The organism is Massilia forsythiae, assembly GCF_012849555.1.
Taxonomy (GTDB): Bacteria; Pseudomonadota; Gammaproteobacteria; order Burkholderiales; family Burkholderiaceae_D; genus Telluria; species Telluria forsythiae.
Window position 1 is genome coordinate 759,256 of the sequence record NZ_CP051685.1, and the last position, 16,442, is coordinate 775,697.

Here is a 16,442-nt window from a genome sequence, read left to right on the forward strand (position 1 = left end):
ACGGTATCCGTAAAACATGAGACCGCATCTTTATGCAGCGCAGGAAGCATGTGCCTGCCTGTCACCTTAAAACCACTCTTTTCTCGATTTGTCCTTCAAAAGCGCCTTGACTCATCATTTGCGCACGAACGCACAGCGTGTTTCCATGGCAGAGCTACACTGTCCGCATGAACACACGACAAAAGATGGCGGCGGGGATGGCTGGTGTTGCCAGCATGCTGTGGCTGGGCCTGACGGCCGCGGTGACGGCCAACCAGCGCCGCCTGGTGTTCAATCCCACCCTGCGCCGTGAAGTCGCTCGTCCGCGCAGCCAGGGCCACCGTACCCGCCCGGTGGTGCTGCGCGCGGCCGATGGCACGCGCCTGTCCGGCTGGCTGATGACGCCGCACCTGCCCGGCCGGCACCCGGCGGTCCTGTATTTCGGCGGCCGCTCCGAGGAAGTGTCGTGGGTGGTGCGCGATGCCGCCCGGCTGTTTCCCGGCATGGCGGTGCTGGCCATGAACTACCGCGGCTACGGCGCGTCGCACGGCGTCCCGGCCGAAATCCACATGGTGGACGACGGACGCATGCTGTTCGACTGGCTGGCCGCCAGTGACCACGTCGACCCGCAGCGCATCGCCGTGGTCGGCCGCAGCCTGGGCTCGGGCGTGGCGGTGCAGGTGGCCAAGGCGCGCCCGGCGCATGCGGTGGTGCTGGTCACGCCCTACGATTCGATCCTGGCGATCGCCAAGCGGCGCTTCCGCGGGATGCCGATCGGCTACATGCTGCGTCACCGTTTCGAGTCGATCAAGTACGCGCCTTCGCTCACCGCCCCCACCTACGTGCTGCGCGCGGCCAGCGACGACGTGGTGCCGCATTCGCATACCGACCAGCTGGTGGCCAGGCTGGCCCGGCTGTGCGGCGACGAGGTGGTGCCCGGCTCCAACCACATGAACATTCCCTACCTGGCGGCGACCCAGGAACGCATCGCCGCCTTTTTGACCGACCGCTTCCGCCGGCCGGCACCTGCGGCCGGTATGCCGGCCATCGGAGCGCCGGCCGCCGGAACGCCGGCCGCCGGAACGCCGGCCGCCGCAGCCCCGGCCACCACCATCACGCCCGCCGCCGGCGCAGGCAGCGTCGCATCCGCCATCGTGCGCAGCGGCGCTGGCGCGCTTCTGCCGGGGAACGACGCCGCTGCCGTCTCCCCGTCCAATTCCCCGCCTGCCCTGCCTTTCCGGCCCGCGCCATCCGTGGCCATCGAATGATGCCGGCTGCACGGGCGCCGCGATCGCGCGGCGATCCTGTGGTTTTCAGTGAGAAATTGCTGAAAGTTGTCTTTATTTATATTTCCACCAAATAAATTGCGAAGTAAAATCGTATTTGCCACGAGTAAATGGGCTGTTGCATAGTTGTAGAGCCGAGCTGCGAAGGGATGCCGAAGCGCAGCGCCGTGGTCGAAGAGCCGATGCATGGGCGGCTGTTGCGATGACGCGACGGCGCTCATATCGGCCCCGACCGCGTTACAAATCGACACCACAGGATACGAGCAGGTCTGACACAATCCGCTGGCACAAAGCCTCCCCGCAATGCGATGCGGCGACCGTTTCCGTTCGCCGCCCGGCGGGAAGCCGTGCATGTCCTCCCAATGCAGCCGCTGCGCCGGGTACAATACTAGGATTCCAGGAGCCAATACATGAAATTCAAGCAACTCAGTATGACGATCGCGGCGCTGTGCGTCGCCGGCGGCGCCGCGGCGGCGCCGGGCGCGCCGAAGCTGGGCATCGTCTACGACGCCGGCGGCAAGTTCGACAAGTCGTTCAACCAGTCGGCGGCCGAAGGCGCGGCGCGCTTCAAGAAGGAAACCGGCATCAACGTCTACGAAGCCCAGGCCAGCAGCGACACGCAAGCCGAGCAGACCCTGCGCGGCTTCGCGCGCAAGAAGCTGGACCTGATCGCGGCGATCGGCTTTTCGCAGACCCAGGCGGTGCAAAAGGTCGCGGCCGAGTTTCCGGGCACGCACTTCGTCCTAATCGACGGCAACGCCACCGGCAAGAACGTGAATTCGGTGCTGTTCAAGGAACAGGAAGGCTCCTACCTGGTCGGCGTGGCCGCCGCCATGGCGTCCAAGAGCAAGAACATCGGCTTCGTCGGCGGCATGGACATCCCGCTGATCCGCGCCTTCGCCTGCGGCTACACCCAGGGCGCGAAAGCGGTCAACGGCAAGGTCGCCATCCAGCAGAACATGGTCGGCACCACCAGCGCGGCCTGGAACGACCCGGCCAAGGGCGGCGAACTGGCGCGCGCGCAATTCGACCGCGGCGCCGACGTGGTGTTCGCGGTGGCCGGCGGTTCCGGCCTGGGCGTGCTGCAGATGGCCAAGGCCAAGGGCAAGCTGGCGATCGGCGTCGATTCGAACCAGAACGGCATCCAGCCGGGCTCGGTGCTGACCTCGATGGTCAAGCACGTCGACAACGTCACCTACGACGCCTTCATGCAGGCGAAAAGCGGCCAGTTCACCCCGGGCGTGACCTACAAGGGCCTGAAGGAAGGCGGCGTCGACTGGGTGCTGGACAAGGATAACCGCAGCGTGGTCCCGGCCGACATCGAAAAGCGCGTGAACGCCGCCAAGGCCGACATCGTCGGCGGCAAGATCAAGGTGGTCGACTACCGCGCCGCCGGCTCCTGCCCGCAGTAAGCCTCGTCCGTTTTACACGTCAAGCGCACCGCGCCGGCACTCCCGGCGCGGTGCGCTTTTGAACGAATGCATTCCATCTTCTTTGACACAGACCGCTATGCAGCCAGCCGTAGAATTTCGCAACATTAGCAAAGCCTTCGGGGCGGTGCAGGCGAATGCCGACGTCAGCTTCACCATCGCCAAGGGCTCGATCCACGGCGTGATCGGCGAGAACGGCGCCGGCAAATCGACGCTGATGAGCATCCTGTACGGCTACTACAACGCCGACAGCGGCCAGCTCCTGATCGACGGTGCCGAGCGCACCATCCGCACCAGCCACGAAGCGATCGCCCTCGGCATCGGCATGGTGCACCAGCACTTCATGCTGGTCGAGAACATGACCGTGCTCGACAACGTCATGCTCGGCAACGAAGGCGCCTTCAAGCTGGCCGCCACCCGCGCCCAGGTCGAGGCCAAGCTGCGCGAGATCTGCCAGCGCTACCGCCTCGACGTCGATCCGCTGGCCACCGTGCACGATTTGTCGGTGGGCGCCCAGCAGCGCGTCGAGATCCTGAAGCAGATCTACCGCAGCGCCAACATCCTGATCCTGGACGAGCCGACCGCCGTGCTCACCGCGCAGGAAACCGCGTCGCTGTTCGAGATCCTGCGGCTGTTCAAGGAACAAGGCAAGACCATCATCCTGATCACCCACAAGCTGCAGGAGATCAAGGAGATCACCGACGAGGTGACCGTGATGCGCGCCGGCCGCGTGGTCGGCGCCGTCCAGACCGCCGACACCACGCGCGAGCAGCTGGCCAACATGATGGTCGGCCGCCCGATCCAGAGCGAGCTGCCGCGCAAGCCCTACAATCCGGGCGCGGAAGTCATGAAGGTGTCGAACCTCGGGCTGAAGGACGGCAGCGGCGTGACTCTGCTGGCCGACATCGACTTCACCCTGCACGCGGGCGAGGTGGTGGCGATCGCCGGCGTGTCCGGCAACGGCCAGAGCGAGCTGCTCGAGATCCTGTCCGGCATGCGCCTGCCGAGCAGCGGCAGCGTCGACTTCCTCGGCCAGCCCCTGCCCTACGCGGGCCGTACCAACGCCGACGGCATGCCGGCCACGTTCCGCGACCTGGGCATCGGCCACGTGCCGGAAGACCGCCTGCGCGACGGCGTGATCAAGGATTTCTCGGTCATGCAGAACACCGTGTTCGGCTACCAGAAGCACGTCAGGAACCGCTGGGGCCTGTTCGACTTCAGGAAGATCGCGCAGCGCTGCGCGCACCTGCTGCAAGCCTTCGACGTGCGCCCGAATAATCCGGACCTGCGCATCGGCCTGCTGTCCGGCGGCAACCAGCAAAAGGTCGTGATCGCGCGCGAAGTCTCGGCCAATCCGAAACTGATGCTGGTCGGCCAGCCGACCCGCGGCGTCGACATCGGCACCATCGAGAGCATCCACACGCAGTTGCTGCGCCTGCGCGACGAAGGCGTGGCGATCCTGCTGTCCTCGGTCGAGCTGGAAGAAGTGCGCGCGCTGGCCGACCGCATCATCGTGATGTCCGGCGGTCGCATCACCGGCATTTTGCCGGTCGACGAATTCGACACCACCCGCATCGGCCTGCTCATGGGCGGCTTGCACAAGTCATGACCGAACGAAGCTGACATGAAAACGACTGAACTCCCACGCTGGGCCACGGGTTTCGTCCTGCCCATCCTGAACCTGCTGTCGGCGCTGCTGGTCGCCGCGCTGGTGATCCACCTGCTGGGCGAGAGCCCGCTGGAATCGATGACGATCCTGGTCAACAGCGCCATCGTCAACCCGGAAGGCCTGGCCTATACGCTGTTCTACGCCTCCACCTTCATCTTCACCGGCCTGGCGGTCTCGGTGGCGATGCAGGCCGGCCTGTTCAACATCGGCGCGGAAGGCCAGATGTACGTCGGCGGCCTGGGCGTGACGCTGGCCATGCTGGCCTTCGACGCGCACCTGCCGGCCGTGCTGCTGATTCCGCTGGCGATGCTCGGCGCGGCCCTGTTCGGCGGCCTGTGGGCCTTCCTGCCCGGCTACCTGCAGGCCAAGCGCGGCAGCCACGTGGTGGTCACGACCATCATGTTCAACTTCATCGCCGCCAGCCTGATGAATTTCATCATCGTCAAGTACATGATCCCGGAAGGCCAGCAGAATCCGGCCTCGCGCGTGTTCTCGGAAGCCGCCGCGCTGCCGCCGCTGAACGCCTGGTTCCCGGCGCTGGGCGATACGCCCCTGAACATCAGCTTCCTGGTGGCGATCGCGGCGCTGGCGATCTACGGCGTCATGATGTCGCGCTCGGAATGGGGTTATAAGCTCAAGGCGACCGGCCTGAACGCGCATGCGGCGCACTACGCCGGCATCCGGATCAGCCGCACCATCGTCGTCACCATGCTGGTCTCGGGCGCGCTGGCCGGCCTGGCGGCGGTGAACTCGGTGCTCGGTTCGACCCACTACCTGTCGCTGAACTTCCCGGCCGGCGCCGGCTTCGTCGGCATCGCCATCGCGCTGATGGGACGCCAGCACCCGGTCGGCATCTTCCTGTCGTCGGTGCTGTTCGGCGCGCTGATCCAGGGCGGCTTCGACCTCTCGCTGGAAAAGCCGAACATCCCGCAGGAGACCTTCATCTTCATCCAGGGCCTGATCATCCTGTTCTGCGGCGCGATGGAGAATTTCTACGCGCCGGCCGTGCTGAAACTGATCAACCTCACCCGCGGCAACTCCACCCGCATCAACAAGGTATAAGCATGGAAGACCTTCATCTCGCAAGCATCGTGGTCTCCACGATCCGCAACGCGCCGGTGCTGATGTTCGCCGCGATGGCCGGCCTGTTCGCCGAACGCTCCGGCGTGGTCGACATCGGCCTGGAAGGCAAGATCCTGGCCTCGGCCTTCGTCTCGGCCGCGGTGGCGTACACGACGCAGAACCCGTGGTACGGCATCGCCGCCGGCATCGCCGTCTCGGTGGCGCTGGCCATGGTGCAAGCCTTCGTCTCGATCACGCAAAAGGGCAACCAGCTGGTGTGCGGCATCGCCGTCAACATCGCCATGAGCGGCCTGACCTTCGTGGTCGCGCAGTTCTTCTTCCAGCAGGGCGGGCGCACGCCGGACCTGGGCGCGGCGCGCCTGACCGACGTGGTCCTGCCCGGCACCGCAGCACTGGACAACATCCCCTTCATCGGCTGGCTGTACGGCCACGTGATCGGCGGCCAGTCGGTGCTGGTGTACCTGGCGTTCATCCTGGTGCCGATCGTGCACTGGGTGCTGTACCACAGCCGCTTCGGCCTGCGCCTGCGCGCCTGCGGCGAGAACCCGCACGCGGCCGACGCCGCCGGCGTCTCGGTGGAGCGCACCCGCTACCTGGCGATGCTGGTGGCCGGCGTGCTGTGCTCGTTCTCGGGCGCCTACCTCGCCATCGTCCAGAGCGGCTTCTTCCTGCGCGACATGTCGGCCGGCGCCGGCTACCTGGCGCTGACCGCGCTGGTGTTCGGCAACTGGCGTCCGCTGCACACCGTGATGGGCTGCCTGATGTTCGGCCTGTTCGGCGCGGTGCAGATCCAGCTCGAAGGCGTCGATTTGCCGGTGGTGGGCCGCATTCCGGGCTCGCTGATCCAGATGATCCCGTATGTCGTCACCGTGGTGGTGCTGGCCGGCCTGATGGCGAAGTCGGTGGCGCCCAAGGCGCTGGGCAAGCCCTTCGTCAAATCGCGCTGAGATGCCTCCCTGCCCGCGGGCCGCTCGGTCCGCGGGTATCGTTTCATTCCCCGTTTTTTGCGATGCCGATACGAGCCGTGTTCGCGCATGTACGTGCCGGTTGCGTGGCCATGATGCGTCATGCGGGCATGCGGTCATGCATGCGTATGTTGGACGCGTGGACGGCGTTGACGGCGGCGATGCGCATCATGTGCGGGTGCAGCCGTCCACCCTACGCACGATCATTCCGCCACCCGCGCCCGCGCCGCCGAGCGCGCCAGGGTCCACGCGAAGCCGATCCCGGCCGAGGCGCCGGTCGACTTGCGCATCAAGGGGCTGTCGCGGTTGGCCGCGCCGGCGTAACTCTCGTAGCGCACGAAGCCGAACACGCGCACGTCCGGGTTCATGCGCCAGGTGCCGAACACGCCGGTGCGCACCAGCATCAGGCCGGCGTCGGCCGCATACGCCGCACGGTCCACGGTCGCATACCGCGGCGCCACTTCATAGAAGTAGCGGTTGATGCGGCGGTCGCCGAACAAGGCGCCGAGCTGGCCCTCGACGGTCCAGCATCCGTCATCCGCCCGCCGTTCCCACACCAGGCGTGGCTCCGTGGTCCAGCCCTGGCGCCGCAGGCCGCCCCTGCCCTCGATCACGGTACGCAGCGGCAGCTCGGCGCGCATGCGGCCGTACTCTCCCAGGTCGGCGAACTTGAATTTCACGCGCGGGCCGAATTCGACCAGCGTGCCCAGGTCCGGCATGCCGCGGCGCGCGGCGACGTCGTCGGAATCGGCCGGCAGCGCGGCGGCGAAGCCGATGTCGAATTCGACCTTGTCCGTGTTCAGCAGGCGCGCGCCGACGCCGTTCTGGTCGGCGCGCAAGACCTTGCCGCGGTAGATCAGGAAGGGCAGCGCCAGCACTCGGTTGGAACGGTCGGAAGCGCCGGGATACGCCGGCGTGGCGAAGGAGGCGGCGCCGATGCCGGCTTCCCACAACGGCAGGCCGGGGTCGACCGGTTCGAGGCGCGTTTCGGGCGCTGATGCGATGGCTTCGGGCGGCGCGGATTGCGGTGCGGGTTCAAGCGCGCCGGCGTGCGCGGCGCAGGACAGGATGGCGCCGCCGAGGGCGAGCGCGGGGAAAGAGATGGATCGCATCGGGAAAGGCATGGAATGACGGGATTGGCGTCATTCTAAGCGATGCGTGTCGGTACGGGGACCGTGCTTTCGGCACCTGCGATGTGCGGCCGGTGTTCTTTCGTCAGCTCGTGAACGTCGCCCCCGCGCAGGCGGGGGCCCATGCTCCGTTACCGATCACCATCGGAGCGAATTCGCTGCAGACTTCGTTGAAAAGCCGGCTTGGGTTCCCGCCTGCGCGGGAACGACGGTGGTAATGCGACGACTGTCCATAGCGCTGGCAGGACCGGCGCTTCGTCACTGCCAGATCGCCTGCAACACCTGCGCCAGGTGATACCCGCCCTTGATCAGCTGCGTGCGCGCCAGCGCCGAGCTCGGCACCGGGTAGTCGTTCGGCACTTCCAGCGTCCAGGTGTAATAGGTCTCGCCCTTCTTGCTCACCTGCGGGGTCAGCTTGCCGACCGTGACCGGGCCGTAGGCGGCCTTGGACGCCACCAGCGCGTCGTCGGCCCACTGGTAGGGCCAGGTCGCCGGCACGCCGGTGTTCTTGACCACGTCCGGTTTCGAATCGATCGCCCACTGCGCGAACTGGTCCGGGGTCTTGTTGCGGTTGCGGCGGAACGCGTAGTCGACCGTGGTCGTGTCCCAGTACGAGTGGAACGGTTTCGTCAGTGCCTTGGGCACGCCCGGCTTGACCACCTTCGGCTCGCCAGCCGGGATCACGCCGGCGCTGATGCGTTCCAGGTTCTCGTCGTCGAGCAGCAGGTTGTTGCCGCCGCGCGAATCGAAGATCGCGGTCTCGTCGATCTGCGCCTTGGTGGCCGGCACCACGAACTTGCCATCCTTGGAGACGAAGGCGGCGCCCACGTGCAGCGGCTGGTGGATGTCGCCGACCAGATGGGTGACCAGGATCAGCGCCTGGCGCCGGGTGAACTTGTGCGGGTTGGTGGCAGGCGTGTCCTTGCCCTGCAGGACGGCGATGGCTTCCTTCAGGGTCTGCACGATGTCGTCGTCGGCGGTGCCGACCGCGCCGTCATGGTAGTGGTCCAGCTGGAACGGCACGTCGGTGTAGTGGTACTCGCTGTGCTTCGGGTTGGCGTTCACGTAGTCGATCATTTCCGGGGTCTGCGGGCCGCAGTAGGTGCCCTTGACGCAGTCCGGCCAGTTGGCGATCGATTCCAGCGTCTCGCCCGGCAGCAGCAGCGCTTTCACCTGCTTTTCGGCGTTGCTGCCCTTGAGCAGGCGGTCGGCGATGGCGCCCACGGCGCGGTGGCCGTCGTTGCCCCAGGCCGCGGCGTCGAGGGAAACGAAGGCGCCTGCCAGCGCCAGCACACAAGCCAGTTTCTTCATCTTGATTCCTTGGATATAAACGATTTATCGGATATCGGCGCTCAGCGCAGCTTGCGGATGCGCGCCTGCGGCGCCAGGGATGCCGCGCCGGTGTCCGGGTGCTGCTTCATGTAGGCGATCAGGGCGTCCAGGTCGCGCATGCCGGTGTCCAGCCGGTTGACGCCCTTGGCCAGCGCCGGGAAGTTGTCGCCGCCGTCGGCCAGGAAGTTGTTGGCCACCACGCGGTAATGGCGGCCTTCCTCGACGGGCTTGCCGTCCACCTTCAGGCTGCCGGCCACCACGCGCCGGCCGGCGGGACGGTTGGCATCCCACTGGTAGGAAAGGCCGCGCGACACCTGCAGCATATAGCCTTGCCCTTCGCGCTGCCACTGCTGCTCGAGCAGCGCGCGCAGCTGGGCGCCGGTGAGGTCCAGCACCACCAGCGTGTTGCCGAACGGGAGGACGGCCTGGGCCTGGCCGAAGCTGACCACGCCGCCCTCCCCGGCTTCCAGGTCCTTGCGGATGCCGCCCGGGTTCATGAAGCCGACCTGCACGCCCTTGTCCTGCGTGGCGGCCACGGCGGCGTCGGCGATCAGGCCGCCCAGCGCCGATTCGCCGTCGCTGTTTTCGCGCCGGGACAGGCCGGCGGCAGCGCCGATGCGCGCCACCGGCTTGTCCAGTTCGGCCTGGCTGCGCGTGCGCACGTCCTGCAGGTAGGCGGCCAGCTGCGCATCGGGCGCAAAGGCGCCGGGCGCCATCACCACGTTGCGCACGGCGATGTCGTCGACGCGGCCGGACACGGCGTCCACCGTCATCCTGATGCGCGAGACCAGGTGGCCATAGGCGTCGGCCTGGGTCACCACGCGCCCGTCGACCTTGCACAGGTAGCCTTTATGGGAGTGGCCGGTGACGACCAGGCGGATCGCCGGATCGAGTTTTTTCACGATGCCGACGATCGGGCCTTCCAGGCCGTCGCAGTGTTGCTTGTCGTAGGCTTCGCCGGTGTGGCCGCCCTCGTGGATCAGCACCACGAACACTTGCGCGCCCTGGGCGCGCATGGCCGGCAGCACCTTGTTGATCGACTCGGCCTCGTCCAGGAAGGTCAAGCCCTTGACCGCGGACGCCACCGCCACCGACGGCACGTCCTGCAGCACCGCGCCGATCAGGCCGACCTTGACGCCCTTGACGTCGACGATGCGCCAGCCCGGCACCAGGTTGCGCCCGGTCTGCTGGTCGATGACGTTGGTGGCCAGGTAGCTGAAGCCGGCGCCCTTGAAGTCGGGCGACAGCCGGCACGCCTTGTCTGGACGCGGCGAATCGCAGCCGCCGCGCTGCTGGCGCAGCAGTTCGTTCTTGCCCTGGTCGAATTCGTGGTTGCCGAGCGCGCTGGCGACCAGGCCCATGCGGTTCATGGCGACGATGCTCGGCTCGTCGGCGAACATCGAGGACATCGCCGGACTGGCGCCGACCAGGTCGCCGGCGGCGACGAACAGCAGGTCCTTGTCTTCCTTGCGGAAGGCATCGAGGGCGCCGCCCAGCACGTCGATGCCGCCGGCCTGGATGGTGCGTTTTTCGCTGGCGCCGTCCGCCGCGGCGGTGTACTTGCTCGCTTCGAGGTTGCCGTGGAAGTCGTTCAGCGCCACCAGGTTGAGTTCGACCAGGCCCGAAGGACCGGCGGCTGCCGGCGCACCGGGGCCGGTGGCGGCGCAGCCGCCAAGGGCCAGCGCCAGGGCGGCGGCCAGCGCGTTCAATGCGGCGCGTGCGGGAAGGTGGACGGAACGGCGGACGGAACGTGAAGCGGTCATGAAGAAAATCACCTTATTCGTAGCTGGAGCGTGTGCCGCTTGCCTGCGCAGACGCGGGCCGCGGCGCCCCGGATTATGGCATGGCGCGCACCGGCGCCGGTCTTTACAGGCACCGTCCGCAAGCAAAAAAAGAAAAGAAAAACGGCCGGTGTCGCCACCGGCCGTCATCGGGTCAAACCTTCAAAACAAGTCCGATCGGGCGATCAGAACTCGTACTTGAGGGTGACCTGGGCAGCCCACTGCGACTCGCCCTTGACCTGGCGGATCGCGTAGTCGTCCACCTGGGTACGCACCGAGTACACGTAGTGGCCCTGTGCATCCAGGCCGGCGTAGTCGACGAAGCCACGGGTGTAGCCGCCCGACGACGAGAACGGCACTTCGTTGATGTGACCCCACTTCTTGTTCAGCAGGTTGCCGACGTTGAAGATGTCGAACGACACGGTGCCCTTGTTGCGTGCGAACAGGCCCGGGATTTCCTGGCTCAGGCGCAGGTCGACGCTGTTGGTCCACGGTGCGAAGTCGCTGTTGCGGCCGACGACGCCGCCGGCAGCGTTGCGCAGCGCCTTGTTGGCGTTGACGACGTCCCAGAAGCGCTGCTCGTTGGCGTGGCTGGTCGCGGTGTCGCCCGCGAAGGTCACTTCACCCGAACCGAACGACTTCGGGATGTACATCAGGTCGTTGGTGCTGATGCCGTCGCCGTTCAGGTCGTTCTTGAAGGTCCAGCTGTACGGCTTGCCGGTACGGCCTTCGTAGAACAGGCCGAAGCGGGTCTTGTATGCCTGGAAGAAGTTCTTCTCGAAGTTGATGGTGGCGTTGACGCGGTTCTTGACCAGGTACGACGAGTTGGCGGCGATGTCTTCGTTCGGGTTGAACGAGCTGCGCGCACCGTAGTTCGAGCTCGAGGTCGACGACGACAGGTTCGACACTTCGGTGGCGAAGGTGTGGGTCGCGGCGACCGACCAGCTCATGCCCTTGGTCATCGGGTAGCTCAGCGACACGGTCTGCAGGCGGCTTTCGCCCTTGTCGGTACCGGTGGCCAGCAGCACGTTGCCGTACGAGATGTTGTTCAGCGCCTTGGCGGTGGTCGTGCAGCCGCTGGCGACGGTCACCGAGTTGTTGCCCGGGACCCAGCAGCGCTGCAGCAGGCCGCCGGTGGCGTTCCAGAACATCGGACGGCCGTCGCTGCCGGTGGCGGTGGTCTTGCCCAGGTTCAGGTTCTGGTAATAGATACCGTCCTTGTTGTGGGTGTACAGGTACTCGGCGCCGGCGACCAGGCCGTACCACGGCAGTTCGGTTTCGAAGGCCAGGTTGGCTTTCCATACCGACGGCTGGCGCAGGCTCGGATCCAGCAGGTCGACGTTGGCGGTCGACGGCGCGCCGGTGACGCTCGGCTGGGTGTCCGGGTTGATGCTGAAGGTGCCGTCCACGTTCGGGCAACGGACCGCGCCCGAAGTCGAGCAGGTGATGGTGCGGGTGGCGATGCCGGCGTTCTGGAACGGGTTCGACATCCACACCGCCGCCGCTGCGCCCTGGAACAGGCCGGCGCCGCCGCGCACCTGCATCAGGCGCGGGGTGTCGAAGCGGTAGTTGAAGCCGACGCGCGGCTGGAACAGCTTCTGGCCATCGGCGGTGACGGTGTTGTCGCGGCCGAAGCCGCCGGTCTGGCGCACGCCGGCGGCATTCGCCACCAGCGGCGCGGCGACGGCGGCGTTACGCAGCGGACGCTTGTCCACGCCCAGCTTGTCGACACGGAAGCCGTAGTTCAGGGTCAGCTGGCGGTTCAGGTTCCAGGTGTCCTGCAGGAACAGGCCGGTATTGTCCATCGTGAACGCGGCAACGGCGTCGTTCAGGGTGTAGCCGGCGGCGGCGCTCTGCAGCGTGTACGAGGATGGACGGCCACGCTGGAAGTTTTCCAGCACGGCGGCTTCGACCTGCGCCAGCGACGCGCTCGAGCAGTTGATCGAACCGAAGCTGTAGCTGAAGTTGTTGTCGCAGGCAAAGGTGTAGTTGCCGTAGACGTTCTGCAGGAACGCGTTGTAGATCTTGTTCTTCTGGTAGTCGGCGCCGAACTTGATTTCGTGGTCGCCGACGGTCCAGTTGGCGCCGCCGTAGTAGTCCTGGGTGCGGGTACCCAGCACGTTCTGCTGGCGCGAGTTCTCGGTGCCGGCGTTCAGGAAGCGGTTGCCGGTGCGGGTGCCGCTCGGCGCGTCGGTCGGCAGCGGACCGCTGAACTGGAAGCCCAGGGTCGGCAGGCGCGCATTGTTCTTTGGTACCGAATCGTAGTCGCGCGAAGAGGCCTTGAACTCGGTCGAGAAGGTCGGGGTCCAGTCGGAGAACACCTGGGCGACGACGGTCTCGATTTCCTTGTTCTGCTGGTACAGGTAGGAGCTCAGCGAGACGCCGGTGGCCGAGAAGCCCGGGAAGATCGGCTCGGACTGCGAGGTGCGCTGGTAGCGGACGTTGGCGCGGTGGTTGTCGCTGATGTTCCAGTCGACCTTGAACATCTGCTCGCGCGAGCTCAGGTTGCCGCCGCCGGCGACGGTCGAACCGAGGTCCAGGCCGTAGCGGCTCTTGGCCAGGTTCTGCACGCGCGTGATTTCGCTCTGGGTGACGCCGACGGTCGAGCCGGAACCCTGGCCGACGTAGCCGAAGTCCGGCGCACTGCGGCTCGAGCTGGTCTCTTCGGTCAATGCGTAGAAGAACAGCTTGTCCTGGATGATCGGACCGCTGGCCCAGATGCCCTTGGTGGTTTCGTCGAACTTCGGCGGGTCGCTGTAGATGCCGCTGGCGGTGTTGTAGCGGTCGCCGGCCAGCTTGTCGTTGCGGTACACGTAGTACGCGCCGCCGCGCCACTTGTTGGTGCCGGACTTGGTGACGGCGTTGATGTTGCCGCCGGTGTAGCCCTTCTGGGTGACGTCGTAGTTGGCGACGTTCACCTGCACGGACTGGATCGCTTCGATCGAGATCGGCTGGCGCGCGGTCGGGCTGCCGTTGGCTTCCAGGCCGAAGGTGTCGTTGATGGCGACGCCGTCGACGGTCATCGAGTTGTAGCGCGAGTTCTGGCCGGCGACCGAGATCTCGCCGCGCTCCTTGTCGGTCTGCGACACGCGGGGGTCGGCGCGTGCGTAGTCCTGCAGGTTGCGGTTGATCGATGCCTGGGTCTGCAGCTGGGCGTTGCTGATCGAGGTACCGGCGCCCATGTTGTTGCGGTTGAAGATGTCAGCGCGCGCGCGGTTGCCGGCGACGGTCACGGTCTGCATCTGGGCGCCGACGGTGGCGTCCACGGTGGCGGTTTCCGCCAGTTGCAGGAACACGCCTTCGCGGCGCTCGGTCTCGCCGTTCTTGGTGATGATGATCGTGTACGGACCGCCGGTACGCAGGCCGCGTGCCGAGTAACGGCCTTCAGCGTCGGTGGTGACGGTGCTGACCGAGCCGGATTCGGTGTGGATAATCTGCACCGAGGCGCCGGCGGCCGGCTTGCCGTCCGCGCCCGAGATACGACCGGCCACTGCCGAGGTCGTGTTCTGTGCGAGCGCCGGCGCGCCAGCCAGCACCACCGACAACGCCAGCGCCAGCTTGGTCAGCTGGATCCGTTTCTGATAGATCATTGTTAAACCCCAAAAAGACTGATGTTATGTTTGGAAACCGAAGTTTCCCTCTTTACAAGTACTGCGATCCTGGACCGACCGGAAATCTTGATGTTCCCTGGCCGTAAATGTTCTGGTTTCAATCTCGCTCATCGACGGTGCAGGCCCTTGCCATTTGCACCATCGAAAAGCAGCGCCGGCGATGATAGCTGCGAATTATTTCCTGCCTGTTACAACCACTTTTCCGCTTTTTTAGCCTTGCGCTCGGTTAACAAAAGACCAATTTGCATGAAGTTTCAATGGCCGACAAATACGTTTTCGCTTTGCCATTCAGAGCTTGCGCGACTAAGTCGCCCAAAAAAGCGGCAGAAAACCATCGAAACACGGCGTTTTCCCTCGGAAAAGGGCTCGGGCGGATTATAAGGTGTGCGTTCCTTAATGAAATTTTTTCGCTTATTTTTTAAGCAGGCAAAGTGAGAAAGCGCGAGATTTGTCGCGAGTTGACCACACCCGGTGCATAAACATATGCGTTTTTGCCACGGTCGATTCGGTCGGGAGACTGCCGGAGGGAGCCGGCCGCAGATGTGCGGCCGGCCGGAAGGACGAAAAACGGGAGGTAAACGGCGCCGCAGCGCCCGCGATCAATGCTTCGCGCTGGTGCGCTCGAGCGCCGCGATGGCGGCCTCGAATTTGGCGAAACGCTCGTCGAGCTGGCGCGTCAGGCGCGCCTTGTCGGCGGCGGCCAGGAAGCTGTAGCGGATGCTGTTGTACGACGCCTTCTTCACCTCGGCGTAGCCCGGCTTGTAGCGGCTGGCGAACAGCACGTACTCGCCCGACAGGTTATGGCGGGTCACGCCGGCATCGTCGGTCGAGATCAAGTACGGCACGCCGTAGCGGCGGTACAGGGTGATCGGGTGGTCGGCGCCCTGCACGCCGTTGATGAAGGCGTTCGAGGTCAGGTTGATCTCGACCGGGACATCCTTCTCGCGCATGGCCTTCATGATGGCGGGCGCGTTGCTCTCGTGGGCCAGGTCGATGCCGTGGCCGATGCGCCTGGCGCCGGCCAGGTTCAGGGCCTGGTCGATGTGGTACTGCAGCTGCTCGGGCGGGACGTCGCCCAGCGCCAGTTCGCCGGCGTGCAGCGCCAGGTTCACGTCCGGATACACCGACTTCAGGAAGCGGAACATCTTCATGTGCAGCGTGTAGTCGCGCATCGAGACCATCTGGCTTTCCTGGCCGACGATGTTGACGCCGACGATTTTTCCTCCGCTCTTGCCGCCGTCATGGGCGGCCTTGAAGCCGGCCAGCATCGACGAGAACACCTGCGATGGCGCCAGCAGGCGTAGCACGTAGGTCTGGTAGCGCATCGTGAAGCGCTCGTCGTCGATGCCGGCGGCGGCATCCTCGACCTTGGCCACGAAGTCGGCGACCTGGCCGTTGAACCTGGCGTCCCGGTCCAGCGTGGTCATCCAGGCGCGCATCTGGGCGTCGAAGGCGGCGTCGTCGCGGGCGTTGTTCCAGGCCTGGGCATCGAACTCCTTGTCGGCCACGAACGGCGCCAGCTTGAACATGGTCTCGATGTAGCCGACGTTTTCCTGGATGGCGCGGTTCTTGATTTCCACCAGGCCGTCGTGGAAGTTGGCGTTGGAGACCGGGCCGAAATAGCCGAAGGTCTGGAAGAACTGGCGGTCCGGCGGCGCCTGCAGGGCGCCGTGGTTGGCGAAGTCCTTGCTCGACCAGCGCTGCAGCAGCTCGCGCCAGGTCTGGTCGTCGGCGTACACCTCGGCCGTGCCGAGGCAGTTGCGCGCCGCCGGCGGCTTGGCGCGCTCGGCCTCGATCAGCGCCTTGTCGGTCTCGATGCGGTACGTATGCTTGTTGACGCACAGGCCCTGCTTGTCGAGGAAGTCGACATAGCTTTCGGCGTACAGCGCGCCCGAGTAATGGTGGTGCAGGTCGCCGCCCTTGGGCATCTGCGAGAAGAACAGGGTCAGCTCGGCCGTCTGCGGCTGGGCGCCGGCGATCAGCGCGGCGTAGTGGCGCGCGGTGGCGGCTTCGTTGGCGCGCACGGACGCCGCGGAGGAACGTACAGCGGGACGCGCGCCGGCGTCCAGCGCCGGGACGGCGATCGCGGCCGCGGCCAGGGCGGTCAGCAAGGGGCGGCTCAGGTTCTTCTGCATCATGGATGGTTCTCGGCTGGTGGAATGGAACGGCATGTCAA

The 16,442-nt window shown here is 66.0% G+C and carries 10 protein-coding genes; 5 read left to right on the forward strand and 5 right to left on the reverse strand.

Features of this window, described 5'->3' with window-relative positions; genetic code table 11:
• Positions 1-167: 167 nt before the first annotated feature.
• From HH212_RS03255 to HH212_RS03275, 5 genes are all read left to right on the forward strand, one after another.
• On the forward strand, positions 168-1,247 hold the full coding sequence (locus HH212_RS03255) for an alpha/beta hydrolase (RefSeq protein ID WP_169434069.1): 1,080 nt from the start codon (positions 168-170) through the stop codon (positions 1,245-1,247).
• Between the two features lie 428 nt (positions 1,248-1,675).
• Positions 1,676-2,677 (forward strand): BMP family lipoprotein, encoded by a 1,002-nt coding sequence (locus tag HH212_RS03260; RefSeq protein WP_169434070.1) that lies wholly within the window; start codon positions 1,676-1,678, stop codon positions 2,675-2,677.
• Positions 2,678-2,774: 97 nt separating this feature from the next.
• Positions 2,775-4,304 (forward strand): ABC transporter ATP-binding protein, encoded by a 1,530-nt coding sequence (locus HH212_RS03265; protein WP_169434071.1) that lies wholly within the window; start codon positions 2,775-2,777, stop codon positions 4,302-4,304.
• A 15-nt stretch (positions 4,305-4,319) separates the two neighbouring features.
• On the forward strand, positions 4,320-5,426 hold the full coding sequence (locus HH212_RS03270) for an ABC transporter permease (RefSeq protein WP_169434072.1): 1,107 nt from the start codon (positions 4,320-4,322) through the stop codon (positions 5,424-5,426).
• A 2-nt stretch (positions 5,427-5,428) separates the two neighbouring features.
• Complete coding sequence (locus tag HH212_RS03275; protein ID WP_169434073.1) at positions 5,429-6,394, forward strand: ABC transporter permease; 966 nt, start codon at positions 5,429-5,431, stop codon at positions 6,392-6,394.
• Between the two features lie 221 nt (positions 6,395-6,615).
• Here the strand turns inward: HH212_RS03275 and HH212_RS03280 are convergent, their stop codons facing one another.
• From HH212_RS03280 to HH212_RS03300, 5 genes are all read right to left on the reverse strand, one after another.
• Positions 6,616-7,524: a MipA/OmpV family protein gene (locus HH212_RS03280; protein WP_169434074.1), complete on the reverse strand. Its 909-nt coding sequence runs from the start codon at positions 7,522-7,524 to the stop codon at positions 6,616-6,618.
• 276 nt (positions 7,525-7,800) lie between these two features.
• Complete coding sequence (locus HH212_RS03285; protein WP_169434075.1) at positions 7,801-8,853, reverse strand: S1/P1 nuclease; 1,053 nt, start codon at positions 8,851-8,853, stop codon at positions 7,801-7,803.
• Positions 8,854-8,894: 41 nt separating this feature from the next.
• Entirely contained in the window at positions 8,895-10,637 is a 1,743-nt protein-coding gene (locus tag HH212_RS03290) for a bifunctional metallophosphatase/5'-nucleotidase (RefSeq protein WP_169434076.1), read from the reverse strand.
• Positions 10,638-10,840: 203 nt separating this feature from the next.
• The gene (locus tag HH212_RS03295; protein ID WP_169434077.1) at positions 10,841-14,245 is read right to left on the reverse strand and encodes a TonB-dependent receptor; all 3,405 of its coding nucleotides are present in this window, start codon (positions 14,243-14,245) and stop codon (positions 10,841-10,843) included.
• Positions 14,246-14,865: 620 nt separating this feature from the next.
• On the reverse strand, positions 14,866-16,401 hold the full coding sequence (locus HH212_RS03300; RefSeq protein ID WP_170205238.1) for an amidohydrolase family protein: 1,536 nt from the start codon (positions 16,399-16,401) through the stop codon (positions 14,866-14,868).
• Positions 16,402-16,442 lie beyond the last annotated feature (41 nt).